The sequence below is a fragment of the Gilliamella sp. wkB178 genome, assembly GCF_001690705.1.
In the GTDB taxonomy this organism is placed as follows: Bacteria; Pseudomonadota; Gammaproteobacteria; order Enterobacterales; family Orbaceae; genus Gilliamella; species Gilliamella apicola_K.
The window spans coordinates 217,445-237,693 of record NZ_LZGK01000014.1 but is presented as its reverse complement, the minus strand read 5'-3'; the positions used below and the strand labels follow the sequence as shown (position 1 = coordinate 237,693).

The window sequence follows — 20,249 nt, the reverse complement described above, 5'->3', positions numbered from 1 at the left end:
GACATCAAAAAGAAATTTTTATAGCAAAATATGACTACACAATCTCAAATTAATAGCAATAACCTTATTTGGATAGATCTTGAAATGACAGGACTCAATCCAAGCGTTGATCGTATTATTGAAATTGCCACAATTGTTACTGATTCAGACCTTAATATTCTTGCTGAAGGTCCGGTTATAGCCGTGCATCAATCTGATGAACAACTGGCTCTAATGGATGATTGGAATAAAACAACTCATGGAAAATCCGGCCTAATTGATCGTGTTCGTCAAAGCACCATTAATGAACAGCAAGCTGAATTGCAAACTATTGAATTCTTAAAACAATGGGTGCCAGAAAATAGTTCACCCATTTGTGGTAACACTATTGGACAAGATCGTCGATTTTTATTTAATTATATGCCCATGTTAGAAAGTTATTTTCATTATCGTTACTTAGATGTAAGTACTATCAAAGAACTGGCTAAACGTTGGAAACCAGAAATTCTAAAAGCAATCAGTAAACAGAGTTCTCACCAAGCATTAGATGATATTCGTGATTCTATTGCCGAACTTAATTATTATCGCCAACACTTTTTTAATCTAACTAATTAGTTTATATGCAAATTTTATACACTATTCTAGTTTATTTAATACAACCATTAGTTTGGTTAAAATTGTTATGGCGAAGTCGTAAAGCCCCAGCTTATCGTCAACGCATATTTGAACGTTATGGCTTTTGCAAAAATAAAGTCAAACCTGATGGTATTTTAGTCCATGCAGTTTCCGTTGGCGAAACCATAGCGGCAATTCCTTTAATTAAAGCTTTACAGCAACAATATCCTAATTTACCAATAACTGTCACTACCATGACACCAACTGGTTCTCAGCGCGTAAAAGATCTCTTAAAAAATAGTGTTAGCCATGTCTATTTACCTTATGACTTACCATGTGCAATCAGACGTTTTTTAAAAATACTTCGCCCAAAGCTAGTGATAATTATGGAAACAGAACTCTGGCCTAATTTTATTAGTCAATGCAACAAACGCCAGATTCCTTTGATTATTGCTAATGCCAGATTATCTGAACGCTCAGCTAAAGGATATCGCAAATTAGGAAAAGCCATTAGTAACTTATTACCTAAAATTAGTATGGTGGCAGCACAAAATCAACAAGATGGTGAACGCTTTCTTTCACTTGGTCTACCGAGTAATCACTTATCGGTTACTGGAAGTATTAAGTTTGATATTGAATTAACTGCGCAGCAGCAACAAAAAATAATAGACTTAAAACAGCAATGGCAATTAAATCGCCCAACTTTAATTGCCGCTAGTACTCATAGTGGTGAAGATGAAATAATTTTAACAGCTTTTAAGCGTTTACTTAAACAACATCCAAATTTGTTATTAATTTTAGTACCTCGTCATCCTGAACGTTTTAGAACAGTTGAAAAATTAATTATAGAAAATGGATTTAATTATCTATGCCGTAGTAGTAATGCAATCCCAACAGCACAAACACAAGTTATTTTGGGTGATACCATGGGAGAACTATTAGAACTTTATGGCCTGGCCGATATTGCCTTCGTGGGTGGTAGCTTAGTTGAGCATGGTGGTCATAACCCATTAGAACCAGCTCTCCACCATATTCCAATTATTAGTGGCGAACATTTTTTTAATTTTAAAATAATATGTGAACAATTAATTGCTGCTAACGCAATGATAGTTTGCACAAATTCAGCAAATGATCTATATTCGGCGATAAACCATTTGTTAAATGATAAAATTATCTGTAAACAGATAGGTGAACATGCCTATCAAGTATTAAAACAAAATCAAGGTGCTCTTAAACGATTACTTGAAATAATCAACTATTATCTTATCTGAAAATAAGGATTGCCTGTGCAGAAAAAACACGGTCTGTTATTGATTAATTTAGGTACCCCCAGTGACATAACACCAACTGCAATTAAAAACTATTTAACCGAATTTCTACTCGATCGGCATGTAGTTGATCTGCCCTATTTTATTTGGTATACGATTTTAAAATATATTGTACTACCTAAGCGAGTACCTTATATTATTAATCATTATCGTAAAATTTGGTTAAACGGTGCTTCTCCTTTATTACACTTCAGTCAATTACTACGAGATAAATTAAGCTATACTCTACCCTATGTTAGATGTGAACTAGCAATGACGTATGGTGAACCCAATATGCAATCGGCATTAGAAAATCTTAAATCATGTGATGAACTCATTATACTGCCATTATTCCCACAATATTCAACCACCACTACACTTGCCGTATTTGACAAATTGAAGCCACTTATATCGACTTATCCCATTTTAGCCCATGCTCAATTTATTCGTGATTATGCCAGCCATCCAAGTTATATCCATGCGTTATATTTACAAATAAAACAATCTTTTTTAGAACATGGGCAACCTGAAGTATTACTTCTTTCTTATCATGGTATCCCTGAGCGTTACATTAGTAAAAGACAGGATGATTATATTGAGCGTTGTGAGCTAACCACAAAACTGTTAGTAGAAAAATGCCAAGCAAATGGTATTAATTTACCCATACACATGGCTTACCAATCTAAATTTGGTAAAGGTAAATGGGTTGAACCTAATACCAGCGATGTATTACAAAAATTAGCTAACAATGGCAAAAAAACTATCCAAGTTATGTGTCCAGGATTTTCAGCTGATTGTATTGAAACAATTTATGAAATTGATGAACAAAATCGTGCAATCTTTTTAAATGCTGGTGGTGAAAATTTCTTCTATATTCCCGCATTAAATGACTCCGATATACACATCAATTTGCTCTTAGAGTTAATTAATTATACTGAAACGTATAGTGTTCAGGAAACATCTTTACAACATTGTAACTTAAGGTAACGTAGGCTATTCATCGCATAAAAAGTACTCGATCATTACAATGTGAACCATAAGTACAATAAAAAGGACGCTAGCTAGCGTCCTTTTTCAACTAGAGTTGAATTGCGAACATTAAATTGTTTTTAACCATGCTTTAACATCTTCACCCAGGCTCTTATGGCGCATCGCATATTGCACAAAAGTTTGTATATAGCCGAGTTTATTACCACAATCATGACTGCGACCTTTAATACAATAAGCATCTACTGGATCTTCTTCTAATAACATAGCAATAGCATCGGTTAACTGGATTTCACCACCTGCTCCTAATGGAGTTTTAGCTAGCATTGGCCAAATCTTTTCCGATAATACATAACGACCAACAACTGATTGATTGGATGGAGCTTCTTCTATTGTCGGTTTTTCTACCACGCTGTACATTTGAGCTACATTACCAGCCGATAATTCTTCACCACGGCAATCCACGATACCATAGGAAGAAACTAATTCTTTAGGTACCGGTTCAACCATAATTTGACTATGTTTAGTTTCATGATAATTGTTAATCATTGCTGCTAAATTATCACTAGTTAAATCACTATCATACTCATCGATAATCACATCAGGCAACACCACTACAAAAGGTTCATCGCCCACTAAAGGATAGGCACAAAGCACCGCATGCCCAAGCCCTTTAGCTAACCCCTGACGGACACTAGTAATCGTTACGTGCTTAGGTAAAATACCTTGTACTTCTTGCAATAATTGACGCTTAACGCGCGCTTCTAACATTGCTTCTAATTCAAAACTGGTATCAAAATGGTTTTCGATTGAATTTTTAGAAGAATGAGTAACAAAAATAATTTCAGTAATACCAGCAGCAATACATTCTTTAACCACATATTGAATAAGAGGTTTATCTACAACTGGTAGCATCTCTTTTGGAATTGCTTTAGTAGCCGGTAACATACGAGTACCGAGTCCAGCAACTGGAATAATAGCTTTTTTTACTTTTCCTGTTATAGAATTATCTAAATTTAATGACATTTTCTTTCCTTAAAACAAATTAATCTATACACACCTTATATGTTAACTCATTATAATATCCATTAACATATACGAAATCCAATTAACAATACCAATAACTAGTTGTATTAAGATAATAACTAACTGAGCAACCTTTGGGATACTATCTTTACTATTATATTTTATCGTTATTTTATAATCGTTAAACCAGCCGCTTCTATTAATTGAGGATTATCTCTATTGGTAGTTAAAGAATCAATCGCAATATACACTACTTGGCAATTTTGTAATATTGCCTTTCTTACTACAAATTTAGCTTTGCGATCACGATCTTCTTTTTGTTGAGGACTGATATACACGTCATCATATCCATCATCATATAAAGTTGCCCGTTCTAATAAAGTTTGAGCTCGCCAAAAGGTTTCTTTTGGATAATCGCGTACGAAAAACTGATTCGTCAATTTACCTCTCATACCTGCATATTCAGCAGGTAAAACCCGGCTATCTCGACTTTGAGCAATATATACATGTTGATAACTTGATATGTTAGCAGGCAATGGATTAAACAAAAATTCTACACCTGGACGTGTTGTATACTGACAATTTTGCATTACTAAAGGTGCGGTCCGATAATTTAATAACGAACCGCAACCAACGAGTAAAAATAATGTTACGCCAATTAACACTCGCTGCATTTTTTATCCAAACTTATTTATTATTTCAAATATAAGTATAAACAATATTTACTAACTTACATTTTTTCACTGACTTTTTCAGCTGATTTGGAGATAGCCTTTCCACCTGACTGAACATCCTGGCCTACACCCTTGACAGTATTACAACCTACAACTAGAGTCGCCATAATAACACCTAACATCAAAACAAACATTTTACGAAACATAAATAGTACTCCTTTCATTCAACAACGTTATTATTTTAATGCAGCGAAAGCTTCAGCTACACGGTAAATATTATGATGATTTAAACCAGCCACACACATCCTTCCACTGCCCACCAAATAAACAGCAAAATTATTTTTTAAGTAAGTAACTTGTGCTTGAGTAAAACCAGTATAACTAAACATGCCTCGCTGCTTGACAAAAAAATCGAAATCTCGATCGGGTACTGCTTTTTTTAACGAGTCTACTAAAGTGGATCGCATTAATACTATACGTTCACGCATTAATGCAACTTCTTTATACCATTGCGATTTTAGAGCAGAATTATTCAAAACATATGATACTAGCTGCGCTCCATAAGCGGCAGGGCTTGAATAATTACGCCTTACTGTTGCTTGAAGTTGACCTAAAACCCGATTAGCAACTTCACTATCTTCACATAGTACGGATAAACCACCTACTCTCTCACCATATAGCGAAAATATTTTTGAAAATGAATTACTTATAAAACCACATAGTCCTTTTTCTGCAACTTTTTTAATAGCATAGGCATCATCTTCAATACTTTCACCAAATCCTTGATAAGCGATGTCCATAAAAGGAATAAGATCTCGTGCCAATAACACCTCTATTACTTGATCCCACTGAGTGTGAGTTAAATCTGCTCCAGTTGGATTATGACAACAAGGATGTAATAACACAATACTTTTAGCCGGTAATTGATTCAATACTGCTAACATAGCATCAAATTTAACCCCACAAGTTTGTGGATCAAAATAAGGATATTTATTAACCTTAAACCCTGCACCATTAAAAATCGCAATATGATTTTCCCAAGTTGGATCACTAACCCAAACCTCTGATGAAGGGAAATAACGAAATAAAAAATCAGCTCCCACTTTCAAGGCGCCGGAACCGCCTAATGTTTGAATGGTTGCAATACGTTTGTTTTGATATGCAGGATGTCCCTCACCCAATAATAAAGCTTGAATAGCCTGACAATAACTAGGTAAACCACTCATTGGTAAATAGAGTTGTGCTTCTTTTTGGTTATTATAAACATAATCACGAGCAGTTTTAACACATTCTAATTGTGGAACAACACCATACTCGTCATAGTAATAACCAATACTTAAATTTGTTTTATCTTTTCGATTATCATTATTAAAATCAGCCACTAATGATAAAATGGGGTCTCCAGCATATGGCTCTACTTTTTCAAACATATATATAACCTAATTTATGTACTAAATAGTAATAATCTATTGTAGATTATTGCACCAAGTCAAGAGGCAATCAATCAATAAATGCTAGTTTAATAATAGATTATTTTATTGATTATTGAAAATAAATTTATAGTATGATTGAAGGTCTTTTGAAGAATTATAGTGTTTATTAAATTATTATTTAATAGAAAATATAATGCTAAAGTAATAGGCTATTCGAAATGCTTTTACAAATTAAATTGCTAAATTAGCACCATAATGTGCTAATTTAACTAATAAATCTATTTAGCTACAATCACTTCAATTTCAACTTTAGCGTCTTTGGGTATTCTGGCAACTTGTACACAAGAACGCGCAGGGAATGAGGCATTGTTTTCACTAAAAAATGACTCATAGACTCCATTTACCGCTACAAAATCATTCATATCAGCTAAAAAGATTGTAGTTTTGACAATATTATTTACGGCATAACCTGCCGCAGTAATAATCGCTTTAACGTTTGCCAGACTTTGTTTGGTTTGTTCTTTAACACAACTTGGCATGGCACCAGTAGCTGGATCTATTGGAATTTGCCCTGATGCAAACATAATATTACCTAGATCAACTGCTTGAACATAGGGACCAATCGCAGCAGGTGCTTGATCGGTATTAATAATCTTCGCCATATCGTTTTATCTCCTGTATAGCTATTCTTTATATGATGACTCAAAGTCACACTGTTAACTCTTAACATTTGAACAGGATCATAATTTTATGTCAAGTTAGGACAAAATTATGGACATGGGACTTCTGACAATTTTCTGATATGATAATCGGAAATTTTTTATTTATTGAGATTAATTATGTTTGAGAACCTAACTGACCGTTTATCACAGACATTGCGAAATATTAGTGGTCGCGGGCGATTATCAGAAGAAAATATCAAAGATGCGCTGCGCGATGTACGTATGGCACTACTCGAAGCAGATGTTGCATTACCAGTTGTCCGTGACTTTATTAATCAAGTTAAAACAAAAGCTGTTGGCCTCGACGTTAATAAAAGCTTAACCCCGGGTCAAGAGTTTATCAAAATTGTACAATCCGAACTCACCACTGCAATGGGTGAAGTGAATAGCTCACTTAATTTGGCGACTCAACCTCCAGCCGTGATTTTAATGGCTGGTTTACAAGGTGCCGGTAAAACTACTAGTGTAGCTAAATTAGCTAAATTTCTTAAAGAAAAACAGAAAAAGAAAGTACTGGTAGTATCTGCTGACGTATATCGCCCTGCTGCGATTAAACAGCTAGAAACACTAGCCAAAGCTATAGATGTAGAATTTTTTCCATCAGATGTCAATGAGAAACCTGTTAATATTGTTAATAAAGCGATTTCTCATGCTAAATTGCAATTTTTTGATGTATTAATTGTCGATACCGCCGGTCGCTTACATGTTGATAGTGATATGATGGATGAAATTAAAGCTCTTCATCAAGCAATTAACCCTATTGAAACCTTATTTGTGGTTGACGCCATGACCGGTCAAGATGCCGCCAATACTGCTAAAGCCTTCAATGATGCTTTACCACTAACTGGAGTAATTCTAACTAAAGTTGATGGTGATGCTCGCGGGGGTGCAGCGCTCTCTATCCGTCATATTACCGGAAAACCAATCAAATTTTTAGGGATGGGTGAAAAAACTGATGCTTTAGAACCATTTTATCCAGATCGCATTGCGTCACGTATTTTAGGTATGGGTGATGTAATTTCATTAATAGAAGAACTACAAAGTAATGTTGATCGCGAAAAAGCAGAAAAAATTGCCAAAAAACTTAAAAAAGGCGATAAATTTGACTTTAATGATTTTCAAGATCAGCTTAAACAAATGCGCAATATGGGTGGAATGGGTGCCATGTTAGCTAAATTGCCAGGTGTTGGTCAATTACCCGATCATATAAAAGCGCAAATGGATGATAAAATTACCATAAAAATGGAAGCAATTATTGGTTCTATGACTTTAAAAGAACGCGCTAATCCCGAAATTATCAAAGGATCACGCAAACGTCGTATAGCTAATGGTTCTGGTACCCAAGTACAAGATGTTAACAAATTACTCAAACAGTTTGAAGACATGCAAAAGATGATGAAAAAAATGAAAGGTGGTGGCATGATGAAAATGATGCGACAAATGAAAGGCATAATGGGCGGTGGCATGGGATTCCCTCGTTAATCTGAGTTATTTGCCTGATTTTATGTCATTAGCATAAATTGAAATCATAACTAGATTTCAACTTATTGATTATTATTACTTTATCGCGCTATTTTATGCGCGATATTCACATACCACTATTACTTAAACTGATTATTTAATTGATTTAAGTTTAGTCTGTCGATTCATAGTTAGCACCGTACCTATAGAAGAGATAATAATAAAACCGATAGCTAACCATTGATAACAATTCAACTGTTCATGCAAAATAATAAAACCAGAAAAGGCGGCGAAAACCGGCGATAAGCTCATTAAAGTACTGAATGTTTGTGCCGGTAATCTTGGTAGTGCAATCATATCTAAACCATAAGGGATAGCCGATGCAAGTAATGCCACCACAAAAGCTAATGGCAAAAGATCCACGGAAAACATCACACTTCCACATTGCCACACCCCAATTGGGAATATAAATAACGAGGCTATTACTGAACCAATAGCAACACTTGACGAACCGTGAATGGCTCCAGCCTTACGACCAAATAAAATGTAACCAGCCCAACAACTACCTGCTGCTAATGCCAATAAAATCCCAATGGGATCTAAGTTACTTGATGCTTGATGAATTGGTAATAATATTGCTAGACCTAACACAGCAATTGCTAACCAAATAAAGTCCGTTAAGCGGCGTGAAGAACACATTGCGACCATGATTGGTCCAGTGAGTTCAATTGCTACTCCAATACCAACTGGGATCCGCGCAATTGCATTATAAAAGCATAAATTCATACATCCCATTACAATGCCGTATAAAAATATGTATTTAAATGCTAACTTAGTCATTGGTTTGCGCCAAGGCTTAAAAATGATAACTAATAAGATTGATGAAAAAATTAAACGCCACGCAGTCATTCCTTCTGGCCCAAGTACTGGGAAAAGGTATTTGGCCATTGAAGCACTACCTTGTACCGAAATCATCGAAATAACAATTAATAAGACCGGCCAAGACCGTTTAAACATAAGTAATACCTTATTTTATATAATGGATTATAGCTTACATAGTCAATGACAAGATGTTTGCGGAGAACCCTATGTTTAAGTATAAAAACGCACCAATTAATAACTAGTTTTCTCTTTTGACTGAAAGTAAAGCTAGATCTTGCAATGCTTGTTTATATGGGGAATCAGGTAAAACATCTATAACATCAAATGCTTTTTTTGCTTCTTGCTGTGCAGCTTGTAAAGTAAACTCAAGTGATCCACATTCATCCATTATTTGTAAAATACGATTTAACAAATGTCTACCATTACCTTGTTCAATAGCTTGTCGAATTAAACGCGAATCCTGAGGATTTTTAGTATGATGCATAGCATGTAAAAGTGGTAATGTAGGTTTACCTTCATTAAGGTCATCACCCAAATTTTTACCTAATTTTTGATTGCTATCGGCACTATAATCAAGTAAATCATCAATAATTTGAAAAGCGGTTCCTAAATATTTTCCATACTCTTGCAGTGCAAACTCTTGTCGTTCATCGGCGCCAGCGAGTACCGCCGCAGAATGGGATGTAGCTTCAAATAAACGGGCAGTTTTACGATAAATAACTTCTAAGTATTGTTCCTTAGTAATATCAGGATCATTACAATTAATTAATTGTTGTACTTCACCTTCAGCTATCACATTGGTTGCCGCTGACATAATGGTTAATACTTTAAACGATTCTGTGCGCACCATCATTTGAAATGAACGAGTGTAAATATAATCCCCTACCAAAACACTTGCAGCATTACCAAAAAGTGCATTTGCTGTCGATTTACCTCGGCGCAAATCTGATTCATCCACCACATCATCATGCAGTAAAGTGGCAGTATGTATGAACTCAATAAAAGCTGCGGTAATAATATGCTTATCCCCCTGATAATTAAGGGCTTTCGCTACTAATAATGCAATAATAGGACGAATACGTTTACCACCACTGCTAATAATGTAATTACCTAATTGATTAATTAAAGCTACATCAGAACTCAGTTCTGCTTGAATCGCTTCATTTACTTTAATTAAATCTTCTTTAACGAGTTCAATAATTTGATTTATCGATGGATTATTCATCAGGTTAACCGTTATAAATAAGTATATAAATAGCTAATAGCTATTATCTGATAAATATCATCCCACAACAAGTTTTTGATATTGGTTATTTTATAGTTTTAAGAAAATGCTACAAATGATAAGCATTTTCATTTAAACTATCCACCTTAAATTAGCAATGACAATAGTTATGAAGATCAACTTTGATATAGACATCAATGATAAGGAGATTCCCCTATCTCATACAGATAAAAAATCTAAAAGCGTTTTTTTATATGCAACGCTTTCGGTATTGTCACACTTTTGTTTTGCTGGTTTGCTATTTAGTTCGGCTCTATTTGCAAACAATATTGTAGTCGATGAAGGTAATGATAGTATTAAAGCTGTTATGGTTGATTTAACGCAATTGGCGGCCCCAGAACAATCATTAGTTGAAAATACCACTGAAACTCAAAATAAAGAAAATAATGAAGTAGTTGAGACTCCTCCAGTCGAAGAACCGACTATAGAGCCAGTTACTGAACCGGAAGTGGTTAAAGAAGAAGTTAAGCCCGAACCAATACCAGTAAAAGAGGCTGTTATTAAACAAGAACAAAAAGTGAAACCCAAAAAGAAGCAACCTCCCGCACAAAAGTCTGAATACCAACGAGTTAGGCAAGAAATTGTCAGTGATAATAATATCGCCAAAACTGCTGTAGCACCGTCAATTTCTGATAATCGTCAATTTTCGGCGACACCATCCCCCATTAGTCGCAACCAACCAGAATATCCGCGTCGGGCTCTAGACATGCGTTTAGAAGGATATGTGATAGCGATTTTTGATGTAAATAGTGATGGACGAGTCGAAAATATACGTATTGTTGAAGCCAATCCCAATAATATTTTTAATCGCTCAGTTATTACTGCAATGAAAACATGGAAGTATAAACCTATAGCTGCAAATAATTTAAAAATTAAAATTATTTTTAATCGTGATAAATCAATCAATTTAGATGGCGTTTAAGTCTATTAGTTTTTACTAATCTATTTTAATTATTTATATTTTTCAGCTTAATAATACCAACATAATATATAAAACACTTTTCTCAATCGATGAGATTTATTTTAGCATTAATTTTTCAATTTGATCTGGATCTTTAGGAACATCAGCAGTAAGAACTTCATTTCCAGACTCTGTAATCAAAATATTATCTTCTATACGAATACCAATACCTTTATAACGTTCTGGTACATCAGCATCTTGATTTATATACAAGCCAGGTTCAACAGTCAATACCATACCTGGTGCTAAAATACGATCTCGACCACTACCAACATCATGCACATCTATTCCTAACCAATGCCCTAAACCATGCATATAGTAAGTAATGTATGATCTATCAGCAATTAAGCTATCAACATTACCTTGCATTATTCCAAGTCTAATTAAACCCTCAACCATTGTTCGAACCACATGTTCATTAACTTCTTTAATTGATGTGCCAGGTTTAAATAATGAAATAGCTTGATATTGTGATGCTAATACAATGTTATATATTTCACGTTGCGCTTTGCTAAATTTGCCATTTACAGGAAAAGTTCGCGTAATATCACCCGCATAATATTGATATTCACAACCGGCATCTATCAGCACTAATTCACCATCTTTTAATTCGGCACTATTATTTTCATAATGTAAGATACAACCATTATTACCGCCGCCAACTATAGTGTTATAAGATGGCCAACGAGCCCCATGCCTAGCAAATTCATGTAAAATCTCGGCCTCTAACTGATACTCAAACATTTGTGGTTTACATTTTTGCATCGCCCGTATATGTGCTTGAGCACTAATCTTGCAAGAATTTCGCAAAATTGCCATTTCAAATTCAGATTTGAACATACGCATCTCATGTACTATAGGTCGCCAATCTATCAATTTACTTGGTGCAGATAAATTTAACCTTGTGCCTTGTCGTAAAATTGTTAGTGTTTTTTTGACAATTTGATCAGCATATTCATATTGTTGATCCGCATGATAAATCGCAGTTTTGCCATTTAATAAATCAGGGAGTACATTATTTATTTCATCAAACAGATAGGCTTCATCAACCAAAATTGCATCTAATGCAGCTTGTTGTCCTAAACGATAACCTGTCCATGTTTCTGCTAATGGATCTTTTTTTCGATTAAATAACACACATCTAGAATTATTATCTGATTGCTTTACAATAGCAAATACTGCTTCTGGTTCAGAAAAAAACGTAAAATACCAAAAATCACTATTTTGCCTATATGGGTAATGGGTATCATTACTACGTACTACCTCTGGGGCAGCAAAAAAAAGTGCAACACTATTAGATTCCATTTGTGCTAACAATTTTTCACGGCGAGTTAAAAGCTCAGTTTTGAATTCCGTTTTTATCATGATGATTACCCTAAGTATGATTAGCTATAAATCTTAATGAATAGTTGGCGTTATATCAGCTTCATTGAATTCGTCGAAACATAATATAGATGTGATACGAACATACTCTTTAATTTCTTCGAATGCAAATCCTAGCTCATTGAGATCTTCATTTTCGTCATAACCAAGTTTAACAATTTGTCGTAAATCGTAGATAGCTTCACCAACATCACCTTTAAGTCGATTAAGCTTTGGTTGAACCAACCCTATCCCAAGTAAGAAATGATTTACCCATCCAACTAAATCATCTATTTGTGTAAATAAATCATGCTCACTTAATAATAATTGAAATTCAAAATCTTTATCTGCGAGTTGTTGCTTGGTTAAGCTATAAAGTTGTTTAATTTGTTGATTTAAAGGTTCAATGATAGTTTGCCCATCATTTAATATATCTTTAACTAATGGGTACCAACTTTCATCATGATTTCCCCCAGCTAAAATTCCTGATAAAAAACCATGTAATTCAGCAGCAGTGATACCAAGTTTATGGCGCACTAGTTGACGATTAAGTTCGTCATAATTAATCTTGTCAGTCATATATTCCACCCTGCACTTTAACTGATTATTAGTATATAATTCATAGCCAAATTATAAATGATAAACAGATTAATTTGCTATATAAAGGAATTATTTTGAAGATTACAAGATTATCTTTGAAAATAGCTTTGCTATTTTTAACGATCCCTACATTTTTAAGTGCTTGTAGTTCATGGCAGTCAAATCAAGGAATAATCACGCTTGATTTACAAGATAAAACACAGACTTATGTAACAGGACAAGATTTACCAGCCTATTACAAATTGAGTAATAGCGAGCAAGAACTTAAAAAGTTTGAAATTAACTGTCGAGAGGAAATTAAAGCCTCACAACTTGATGGCAGTGAAGAAATGGTTTTTGAAAATATCAAACATGGAATCCATGGATTTGTTGAATTCAAAAAATGTAGTGATAGGATCACTCGAATTTACCGATATTAATTTAGACAATATTAACAGTTTCTAAAAGATCTATGAAATCTTACTAGCCTTTCTAGTAGTTTTTATTTATATTGGTCTAGATTGCACAAATGATATAATTTTGGGAGTTAAATAATTATGTATAAACAAGATGTAACCATTACTGCATCTAATGGTCTTCATACTCGCCCTGCCGCACAGTTTGTAAAGGAAGCAAAAAACTTCAATGCTGAAATTACTGTTACTTCAAATGGTAAAAGTGCTAGTGCTAAAAGTCTTTTTAAATTACAAACCTTAGGTTTAACCCAAGGTACAGTAATTACCATTTCTGCTGAAGGAGAAGATGAAAAAGAAGCAGTCAATCATTTAGTAAAATTAATTCCTGAATTGGAATAATAACTCCCAATTAGCTATGAACAGTTTTGAAATTACATAAGGATTAAATGTTATGGTATCAGGTATACTTGTTTCCCCAGGCATCGCTTTTGCAAAAGCTTTATTATTAAAAGAAGAGCCTATTGTTATTAATAATAGACAAATTATTGATAATAAAATTGATGCTGAAATTGAGCGTTTTAAAGAAGCTCGCAAAAAATCAAGTGAGCAACTTCATGCTATTATGACACGTGCAAAATCTACACTTGGTGAAGATAAAGCCGCTATTTTTGAAGGGCATATAATGCTTCTTGAAGATGAAGATCTTGAGCAAGAAGTTATCTCTCAAATTCAAAGCAAACATTCTACCGCTGATGCCGCTGTTCAATCTGTATTTGAAACCCAAGCTAAAGAACTTGAAAATCTGGATGATGAATATTTGAAAGAACGAGCAGCAGATATTCGTGATATAGGGAAACGATTACTTAAAAATATTTTAGGTATGGAAATTGTTGATTTAAGTGCTATTAGCCAACCATGTATTTTAGTCGCTACCGATCTAACTCCATCCGAAACAGCCCAATTAAATTTAGACATGGTTTTAGGTTTTATTACTGATGTTGGTGGTCGTACTTCTCACACTTCGATTATGGCTCGTTCGTTAGAAATCCCAGCTATTGTTGGTACAACAAATGCCACTCAAGAAATCAAACAAGGGGATTTTATTATTTTAGATGCTATTAATAATGCCATCTACATTAATCCTGATCACACTACACAGGAAAAATTAAAACAAGTTCAAGCAAAATTTATCGCTGATAAGGAAGAACTAGCAAAATTAAAAGACCTACCTGCAGTAACACTTGATGGTCATCAAGTTGAAATATGTGGCAACATTGGCACTGTTCGTGATATCGCTGGTGCAGAACGTAATGGTTATGAAGGTGTTGGTCTTTATCGTACCGAGTTCTTATTCATGGATCGAGATTCTTATCCAGACGAAGAAGAACAATTTAAGGCTTATAAAGAGGTAGCCGAATCAACTAATGGTTTATCTGTTATTGTAAGAACTATGGATATCGGTGGTGATAAAGATGTACCTTATATGCATTTACCAAAAGAAGAAAATCCATTTTTAGGCTGGAGAGCTATTCGAATTTGTATGGATCGTAAAGAAATACTCCATGCGCAATTAAGAGCTATCTTACGTGCATCCGCATTTGGTAAATTACGTGTTATGTTCCCGATGATCATTTCAGTCGAAGAAATTCGTTTATTAAAATCTGAAATTAATATTCTAAAAGAACAATTAAATGTTGAAGGTAAAGCTTTTGACAAAAATATTGAAATTGGGGTGATGATTGAGACACCATCAGCAGCAGTTATTGCGCGCCATTTAGCTAAAGAAGTCGACTTCTTTAGTATAGGAACCAATGATTTAACTCAATATACCCTAGCCGTTGACCGTGGTAATGAATTAATTTCTCATCTTTATAATCCACTAGCACCATCAGTATTAACCTTAATAAAAAATGTTATTGATGCTTCTCATCAAGAAGGTAAATGGACAGGTATGTGTGGTGAATTAGCCGGTGATGAAAGAGCAACTATTTTATTGCTAGGAATGGGACTTGATGAATTTAGTATGAGTGCGGTTTCAATTCCTAAAATTAAAAAATTGATTCGCAATACTACTTATGCTGATGCTAAAAAACTTGCCGATACAGCGCTTGAAAAAGCAACCGCTAAAGAAATTATTAATTTAATTGAAAATTATACAACAGAAAAGCAAGTTAGTTAGGAGACAATAATGGGTTTATTCGATAAAATAAAGCAATTAGTATCCGATGATAGTAAAGATAGCATCGAAATTATTGCTCCATTGAGTGGTGAAATTGTTAAAATTGAAGATGTGCCAGATGTGGTTTTTGCAGAAAAAATTGTTGGTGATGGCATCGCTATTAAACCAGCAGGTAATAAAATAGTTGCACCCTTAAATGGCAAAATTGGTAAAATTTTCGAAACTAATCATGCTTTTGCGATTGAATCAGATGAAGGTATTGAGATGTTTGTTCACTTTGGCATTGATACGGTGGAATTAAAAGGCGAAGGCTTTACACGTATTGCTGAAGAAGGGCAACAAGTTAAAGTTGGCGATACCATTATTGAATTCGATCTACAATTATTAGAAAGCAAAGCAAAATCAGTCTTAACTCCAGTGGTAATTTCCAATATGGAGAGTATTACTGAATTAACCAAACTATCTGGCAAAGTTGAAGCTGGTAAAACACCCGTAATGCGGGTAAAAAAATAAATATTCTTGCATAAAAGAACCTTCAGTTTAAAGCTGAAGGTTCTTTATTATAATTTTTCAATTAAATATTCAATCCTCAAATTAGGTTCTACTTACTAACGCCATTTTTTATATTGATTAATCAAGTTATTAGTTGAATTATCATGTGACGTTACTGGCTTATCATCAGCTAATTCAGGCAAAATCCTACCCGCTAACTGTTTACCTAATTCAACACCCCATTGATCAAAACTAAAGATATTTAAAATTATACCTTGCGTAAAGATTTTATGTTCATACATGGCTACTAATGCACCCAACGTATAAGGGGTGATCTTTTTGACTAAAATCGAATTCGTTGGTTTATTGCCTTCAAATACTTTAAATGGCACAATTGCTTTAACTTCATCAAGTTTTTTACCTGATGCAATAAATTCTTGTTCAACTTGATCCGCTGTTTTGCCAAAAGCTAATGCTTCAGTTTGCGCAAAAAAGTTAGAAAGAAGTTTTGGATGATGATCGCCGACAGGATTATGGCTGATGGCAGGTGCAATAAAATCACAAGGAATGAGTTTAGTTCCTTGATGAATTAATTGATAAAAAGCATGTTGACCATTAGTACCCGGTTCACCCCAAATGATAGGACCTGTTGTATAAGTAGTTTTATGACCATTGCGATCAACACTCTTGCCATTAGATTCCATATTACCTTGTTGGAAATAAGCCGCAAAGCGGTGCATATATTGATCATATGGTAAAATAGCTTCTGTTTCCGCACCAAAAAAATTATTGTACCAAATACCAATAAGTGCTAATAAAGTAGGGATATTTTTATCGATTGGCGCATTTTGAAAATGCTTATCCATTGCATGACCGCCAGCTAAAAACTGCTTAAAATTCTCATAACCTATTGACAAAACAATTGATAACCCAATTGCTGACCAAGATGAATAACGTCCACCAACCCAATCCCAAAACTCAAACATATTAGCAGTATCAATACCAAATTTTTCAACTTCTTTCGTATTGGTTGACAGCGCGACAAAGTGAAGGGCTACCGCTTTCTCATCTTTTGCAGTATCTAATAACCAATCACGAGCAGTTTGTGCATTGGTCATAGTTTCTTGTGTAGTAAAAGTTTTTGAGGCCACTAAAAATAAAGTTGTTTCAGGGTTTAAGCCCTTAAGTGCCTCTACAATATGGGTGCCATCAACATTAGAAACAAAATGCATGGTTAAATGATTTTTGTAGGGTCTTAAAGCCTCTGTTATCATATGCGGACCAAGATCAGAACCACCAATCCCAATATTTACAACATCTGTAATAGCTTTACCGGTATAACCTTTCCATTCACCACTGATAATTTTATTACTAAATTTTTCCATTTTAGTCAATACCGCATTAACATCATCCATGACATTTTTGCCATCCACATAAATAGGGGTATTTGATACATTACGCAGAGCTACATGCAATACTGCTCTATTTTCAGTTCGATTAATTTTTTCACCACTATACATAGCTTTAATTGCACCGTGTAGATCGCATTCATCTGTCAGTTTATAAAGTGTTTCTAAAGTTGCTTGTGTAATACGGTTTTTGGATAAATCAACGAGGAATTCTTCTTCAAAAGGAATACTTAGTTTTTCAACTCGATTAGGTTCTTCTTTTAGTATTTGTGCGATTGTTTTATTTTTGTTTGTTTCATAGCTAATTTGTAGCGACTTCCAAGAAGAGGTTGTTGTTGGATCTATTGACTTTAACATGATAAATTCCTTAAATGATAAATTATTACACTAATAATATAACTATGCCTAACATGATGCAAGACAAGGATCTTATGGGTTAATTATTAGTTAATTTTTATAATATGAATAGTACTTTTTAGTTTTTTAAACAGACGAATATTCATGCCGAAAAATATATCTATATAACTTTTAACTCACCATAGCACTACCTAATAGGTATTTTCATTTAATCATCTATTGTCATATTACGTGTAGTCAAATCAAATGGTGTTAATTGATACACATAATAATTCAGCCAGTTACTAAATAATAAGTAAGCATGGCTACGCCAAGTTGCTTTAGGTGTTAAATGTGGATTATTTTCAGGAAAATAATTTTCCGGGATTTGTGGTTTAATACCAGCTTTTAAATCACGATAATATTCACTGGCTAGTGTAAAAGAGTCATATTCAGGATGACCTGTAACAAATGCCATGCGTTTATCAGCAGTAGCCATTAAATAAGCACCAGTAATGTCAGATGCAGCTAAAATATTTAAATCAGTATAAGCTTTTATTTTATCTAATGGGAAATCAGCGTTCCGCGAATGCGGTGCTAAAAATGTATCATCAAAACCACGTGTCAAAATAGCTTTAGGTTCGATGGTATTGTGCTGATAGACCCCTGATAATTTATGAGTACGTGTTAATTTTGGAAGATCATATAAAACATTTAAAGCCGCTTGTACCGCCCAACAAACAAACATCGTTGACGTTACATGCTCTTTTGCCCAGTCAATAATTTCAGCTAGTTTTGGCCAATAAACTACATCAGAAAAAGCCACTTTACCGAGTGGAGCGCCAGTAATAATTAAGCCATCAAAATTTTGTTCACGAATATTATCAAAATCACAATAAAAGCTATTTAAATGTTCAATTGGTGTATTTTTTGATTCACGCTGATCAATACGTAATAGCTGAATATTAATTTGTAAAGATGAATTAGACAATAATCGCAAAAACTGATTTTCAGTTTCAATTTTTTTAGGCATAAGATTCAGAAATAGAAGCTTTAATGGGCGAATTTCTTGCGTATTTGCCCTAGATGAAGTCATCACAAATACATTTTCATTACGAAGCACATCAACAGCTGGTAAAGAATCAGGGATACAGATAGGCATAACACAAGCTCCTAAAAAGGTATTTTAGTCTATTCAAAAGCCATTTATAATAGACGTCTAGAAATCTATATAGCTAAATATAGTGTGTTTTAGATTATTTGTCGAGATTTTTTATGAGGTAAGTAATGATTAAAATAAAGTAAACAAAACTGATATTATAATGCCCTAGTATCAGTACGCCACGTATCAGCGGTCAATGCTTCACCAAAATAGCTATGGATGAGTTTTTGAGTAATATCACTTAATGGTGAAGCTAATACTTCAGCGGTATTGCCATATTCAACTAAATCACCATTATGCATGACTAAAATTTCATCGCTAATATGTTTCATCATGCCAATATCTTGAGTTACATAAACGTAAGATACTTTTTGTTCCTCTTGTAATGACAACATTAAATTTACAATTTGAGATCGCATTGAAATATCTAAAGCAGCTAAAGCTTCATCGAGAATAATAACTTTCGGCTTCAAAATTAATGCTCTGGCAAGTGCCACTCGTTGTTTTTGCCCTGCCGCCATAACTGATGGATAATATGATGCATGTTCCGGTAATAGACCCACCTGTTTCAATACAGCATTAATTAATTTTTCGCGTTCGATTGCATCATAATTAGCATTCCTCTTTAACGGAATTTCTAACAATTGGCCGATACGAAGCCTTGGGTCAAACGAGCTTTCAACATGTTGGAAAATCATACGAATTAGTTGGTACCGGCTATCATAATCTCCATATTTGACTTTGAGGTCATCAATCCAAATATCACCGCTATCAGGTTTTATCATTCCCACTAACATTTTTGCAAGAGTTGATTTTCCTGAACCATTTTGCCCAATAATTGCGAGTGTTTTACCTTCATTAAGTGAAAATGATAGCGGTTTAACTGCATCAATACGCAAGTGACCAAAAATTCCTTTAGGAACAATAAATTGTTTGGATAAATTACGTACTTTTAAAACTGGATTCATGGTTATCCCTTTTT

At 34.1% G+C, this 20,249-nt stretch carries 21 protein-coding genes; 9 read left to right on the top strand and 12 right to left on the bottom strand.

Annotation, left to right across the window (positions count from 1 at the left end):
* Positions 1-30: 30 nt before the first annotated feature.
* The 3 genes from orn to hemH are packed head-to-tail and all read left to right on the top strand — an operon-like array spanning position 31 to position 2,888.
* Positions 31-594: an oligoribonuclease gene (gene orn / locus A9G13_RS09330; RefSeq protein ID WP_065557339.1), complete on the top strand. Its 564-nt coding sequence runs from the start codon at positions 31-33 to the stop codon at positions 592-594.
* Between the two features lie 5 nt (positions 595-599).
* Entirely contained in the window at positions 600-1,865 is a 1,266-nt protein-coding gene (waaA, locus tag A9G13_RS09325; RefSeq protein ID WP_065557338.1) for a lipid IV(A) 3-deoxy-D-manno-octulosonic acid transferase, read from the top strand.
* A 15-nt stretch (positions 1,866-1,880) separates the two neighbouring features.
* On the top strand, positions 1,881-2,888 hold the full coding sequence (gene hemH / locus A9G13_RS09320; protein WP_065557337.1) for a ferrochelatase: 1,008 nt from the start codon (positions 1,881-1,883) through the stop codon (positions 2,886-2,888).
* A gap of 111 nt (positions 2,889-2,999) precedes the next feature.
* Here hemH and galU read toward each other — a convergent pair whose 3' ends face one another.
* The 5 genes from galU to A9G13_RS09300 all read right to left on the bottom strand — a co-directional run bounded on the left by galU (position 3,000) and on the right by A9G13_RS09300 (position 6,683).
* On the bottom strand, positions 3,000-3,914 hold the full coding sequence (galU, locus tag A9G13_RS09315) for a UTP--glucose-1-phosphate uridylyltransferase GalU (protein ID WP_065557336.1): 915 nt from the start codon (positions 3,912-3,914) through the stop codon (positions 3,000-3,002).
* A 167-nt stretch (positions 3,915-4,081) separates the two neighbouring features.
* Positions 4,082-4,588: a hypothetical protein gene (locus A9G13_RS09310; RefSeq protein ID WP_065557335.1), complete on the bottom strand. Its 507-nt coding sequence runs from the start codon at positions 4,586-4,588 to the stop codon at positions 4,082-4,084.
* A 56-nt stretch (positions 4,589-4,644) separates the two neighbouring features.
* Positions 4,645-4,794, bottom strand: coding sequence for an entericidin A/B family lipoprotein (locus A9G13_RS11055; RefSeq protein ID WP_081301220.1), 150 nt, complete (start codon positions 4,792-4,794; stop codon positions 4,645-4,647).
* Between the two features lie 30 nt (positions 4,795-4,824).
* Positions 4,825-6,018 carry an amino acid aminotransferase gene (locus A9G13_RS09305; RefSeq protein ID WP_065557334.1) on the bottom strand — a complete coding sequence of 398 codons (1,194 nt, stop codon included), beginning with the start codon at positions 6,016-6,018 and terminating at the stop codon, positions 4,825-4,827.
* Positions 6,019-6,299: 281 nt separating this feature from the next.
* Complete coding sequence (locus tag A9G13_RS09300; protein WP_065557333.1) at positions 6,300-6,683, bottom strand: RidA family protein; 384 nt, start codon at positions 6,681-6,683, stop codon at positions 6,300-6,302.
* Positions 6,684-6,860: 177 nt separating this feature from the next.
* On the opposite strand from A9G13_RS09300, the gene ffh reads away from it, so the two are divergent.
* Positions 6,861-8,225 (top strand): signal recognition particle protein, encoded by a 1,365-nt coding sequence (ffh, locus tag A9G13_RS09295; protein WP_065557332.1) that lies wholly within the window; start codon positions 6,861-6,863, stop codon positions 8,223-8,225.
* A gap of 132 nt (positions 8,226-8,357) precedes the next feature.
* Here the strand turns inward: ffh and A9G13_RS09290 are convergent, their stop codons facing one another.
* Positions 8,358-9,221, bottom strand: a complete 864-nt coding sequence (locus A9G13_RS09290; protein WP_065557331.1) for an EamA family transporter — start codon at positions 9,219-9,221, stop codon at positions 8,358-8,360.
* A 103-nt stretch (positions 9,222-9,324) separates the two neighbouring features.
* Complete coding sequence (gene ispB / locus A9G13_RS09285; RefSeq protein ID WP_065557330.1) at positions 9,325-10,311, bottom strand: octaprenyl diphosphate synthase; 987 nt, start codon at positions 10,309-10,311, stop codon at positions 9,325-9,327.
* A gap of 169 nt (positions 10,312-10,480) precedes the next feature.
* Here ispB and A9G13_RS09280 point away from each other — a divergent pair, with 169 nt between their 5' ends.
* Positions 10,481-11,293, top strand: a complete 813-nt coding sequence (locus A9G13_RS09280; RefSeq protein ID WP_065557329.1) for a TonB family protein — start codon at positions 10,481-10,483, stop codon at positions 11,291-11,293.
* A 96-nt stretch (positions 11,294-11,389) separates the two neighbouring features.
* Here the strand turns inward: A9G13_RS09280 and pepP are convergent, their stop codons facing one another.
* Positions 11,390-12,697: a Xaa-Pro aminopeptidase gene (pepP, locus tag A9G13_RS09275; RefSeq protein ID WP_065557328.1), complete on the bottom strand. Its 1,308-nt coding sequence runs from the start codon at positions 12,695-12,697 to the stop codon at positions 11,390-11,392.
* Positions 12,698-12,730: 33 nt separating this feature from the next.
* A complete protein-coding gene (locus A9G13_RS09270; RefSeq protein ID WP_065557327.1) occupies positions 12,731-13,273 on the bottom strand; it encodes a UPF0149 family protein in 543 nt (180 codons plus the stop codon).
* A 95-nt stretch (positions 13,274-13,368) separates the two neighbouring features.
* On the opposite strand from A9G13_RS09270, the gene A9G13_RS09265 reads away from it, so the two are divergent.
* The 4 genes from A9G13_RS09265 (at position 13,369) to crr (ending at position 16,381) form a co-directional block, all read left to right on the top strand.
* A complete protein-coding gene (locus A9G13_RS09265; protein WP_141670905.1) occupies positions 13,369-13,713 on the top strand; it encodes a hypothetical protein in 345 nt (114 codons plus the stop codon).
* Positions 13,714-13,830: 117 nt separating this feature from the next.
* Positions 13,831-14,088 carry a phosphocarrier protein Hpr gene (ptsH, locus tag A9G13_RS09260; protein ID WP_065557325.1) on the top strand — a complete coding sequence of 86 codons (258 nt, stop codon included), beginning with the start codon at positions 13,831-13,833 and terminating at the stop codon, positions 14,086-14,088.
* Positions 14,089-14,140: 52 nt separating this feature from the next.
* Positions 14,141-15,868: a phosphoenolpyruvate-protein phosphotransferase PtsI gene (ptsI, locus tag A9G13_RS09255; RefSeq protein ID WP_065557324.1), complete on the top strand. Its 1,728-nt coding sequence runs from the start codon at positions 14,141-14,143 to the stop codon at positions 15,866-15,868.
* Between the two features lie 9 nt (positions 15,869-15,877).
* Complete coding sequence (gene crr / locus A9G13_RS09250) at positions 15,878-16,381, top strand: PTS glucose transporter subunit IIA (RefSeq protein ID WP_065557323.1); 504 nt, start codon at positions 15,878-15,880, stop codon at positions 16,379-16,381.
* Between the two features lie 95 nt (positions 16,382-16,476).
* Here crr and pgi read toward each other — a convergent pair whose 3' ends face one another.
* The 3 genes from pgi to A9G13_RS09235 all read right to left on the bottom strand — a co-directional run bounded on the left by pgi (position 16,477) and on the right by A9G13_RS09235 (position 20,235).
* Positions 16,477-18,126: a glucose-6-phosphate isomerase gene (gene pgi / locus A9G13_RS09245; RefSeq protein ID WP_065557322.1), complete on the bottom strand. Its 1,650-nt coding sequence runs from the start codon at positions 18,124-18,126 to the stop codon at positions 16,477-16,479.
* 208 nt (positions 18,127-18,334) lie between these two features.
* A complete protein-coding gene (gene metA / locus A9G13_RS09240; protein WP_065557321.1) occupies positions 18,335-19,267 on the bottom strand; it encodes a homoserine O-acetyltransferase MetA in 933 nt (310 codons plus the stop codon).
* Positions 19,268-19,422: 155 nt separating this feature from the next.
* Positions 19,423-20,235: a peptide ABC transporter ATP-binding protein gene (locus A9G13_RS09235; protein WP_065557320.1), complete on the bottom strand. Its 813-nt coding sequence runs from the start codon at positions 20,233-20,235 to the stop codon at positions 19,423-19,425.
* Positions 20,236-20,249 lie beyond the last annotated feature (14 nt).

Excerpts from the sequence above, each read along its gene's own strand:
- A9G13_RS09310 (WP_065557335.1), bottom strand. The coding sequence starts at position 4,588 with ATGCAGCGAGTGTTAATTGGCGTAACATTATTTTTACTCGTTGGTTGC.
- A9G13_RS09300 (WP_065557333.1), bottom strand. The coding sequence starts at position 6,683 with ATGGCGAAGATTATTAATACCGATCAAGCACCTGCTGCGATTGGTCCC.
- orn (WP_065557339.1), top strand. The coding sequence starts at position 31 with ATGACTACACAATCTCAAATTAATAGCAATAACCTTATTTGGATAGAT.
- crr (WP_065557323.1), top strand. The coding sequence starts at position 15,878 with ATGGGTTTATTCGATAAAATAAAGCAATTAGTATCCGATGATAGTAAA.
- galU (WP_065557336.1), bottom strand. The coding sequence starts at position 3,914 with ATGTCATTAAATTTAGATAATTCTATAACAGGAAAAGTAAAAAAAGCT.
- A9G13_RS09290 (WP_065557331.1), bottom strand. The coding sequence starts at position 9,221 with ATGTTTAAACGGTCTTGGCCGGTCTTATTAATTGTTATTTCGATGATT.
- A9G13_RS09235 (WP_065557320.1), bottom strand. The coding sequence starts at position 20,235 with ATGAATCCAGTTTTAAAAGTACGTAATTTATCCAAACAATTTATTGTT.
- ispB (WP_065557330.1), bottom strand. The coding sequence starts at position 10,311 with ATGAATAATCCATCGATAAATCAAATTATTGAACTCGTTAAAGAAGAT.
- ptsI (WP_065557324.1), top strand. The coding sequence starts at position 14,141 with ATGGTATCAGGTATACTTGTTTCCCCAGGCATCGCTTTTGCAAAAGCT.
- waaA (WP_065557338.1), top strand. The coding sequence starts at position 600 with ATGCAAATTTTATACACTATTCTAGTTTATTTAATACAACCATTAGTT.
- pgi (WP_065557322.1), bottom strand. The coding sequence starts at position 18,126 with ATGTTAAAGTCAATAGATCCAACAACAACCTCTTCTTGGAAGTCGCTA.
- pepP (WP_065557328.1), bottom strand. The coding sequence starts at position 12,697 with ATGATAAAAACGGAATTCAAAACTGAGCTTTTAACTCGCCGTGAAAAA.
- A9G13_RS09305 (WP_065557334.1), bottom strand. The coding sequence starts at position 6,018 with ATGTTTGAAAAAGTAGAGCCATATGCTGGAGACCCCATTTTATCATTA.
- ffh (WP_065557332.1), top strand. The coding sequence starts at position 6,861 with ATGTTTGAGAACCTAACTGACCGTTTATCACAGACATTGCGAAATATT.
- A9G13_RS09280 (WP_065557329.1), top strand. The coding sequence starts at position 10,481 with ATGAAGATCAACTTTGATATAGACATCAATGATAAGGAGATTCCCCTA.
- A9G13_RS09270 (WP_065557327.1), bottom strand. The coding sequence starts at position 13,273 with ATGACTGACAAGATTAATTATGACGAACTTAATCGTCAACTAGTGCGC.
- metA (WP_065557321.1), bottom strand. The coding sequence starts at position 19,267 with ATGCCTATCTGTATCCCTGATTCTTTACCAGCTGTTGATGTGCTTCGT.
- A9G13_RS11055 (WP_081301220.1), bottom strand. The coding sequence starts at position 4,794 with ATGTTTCGTAAAATGTTTGTTTTGATGTTAGGTGTTATTATGGCGACT.
- ptsH (WP_065557325.1), top strand. The coding sequence starts at position 13,831 with ATGTATAAACAAGATGTAACCATTACTGCATCTAATGGTCTTCATACT.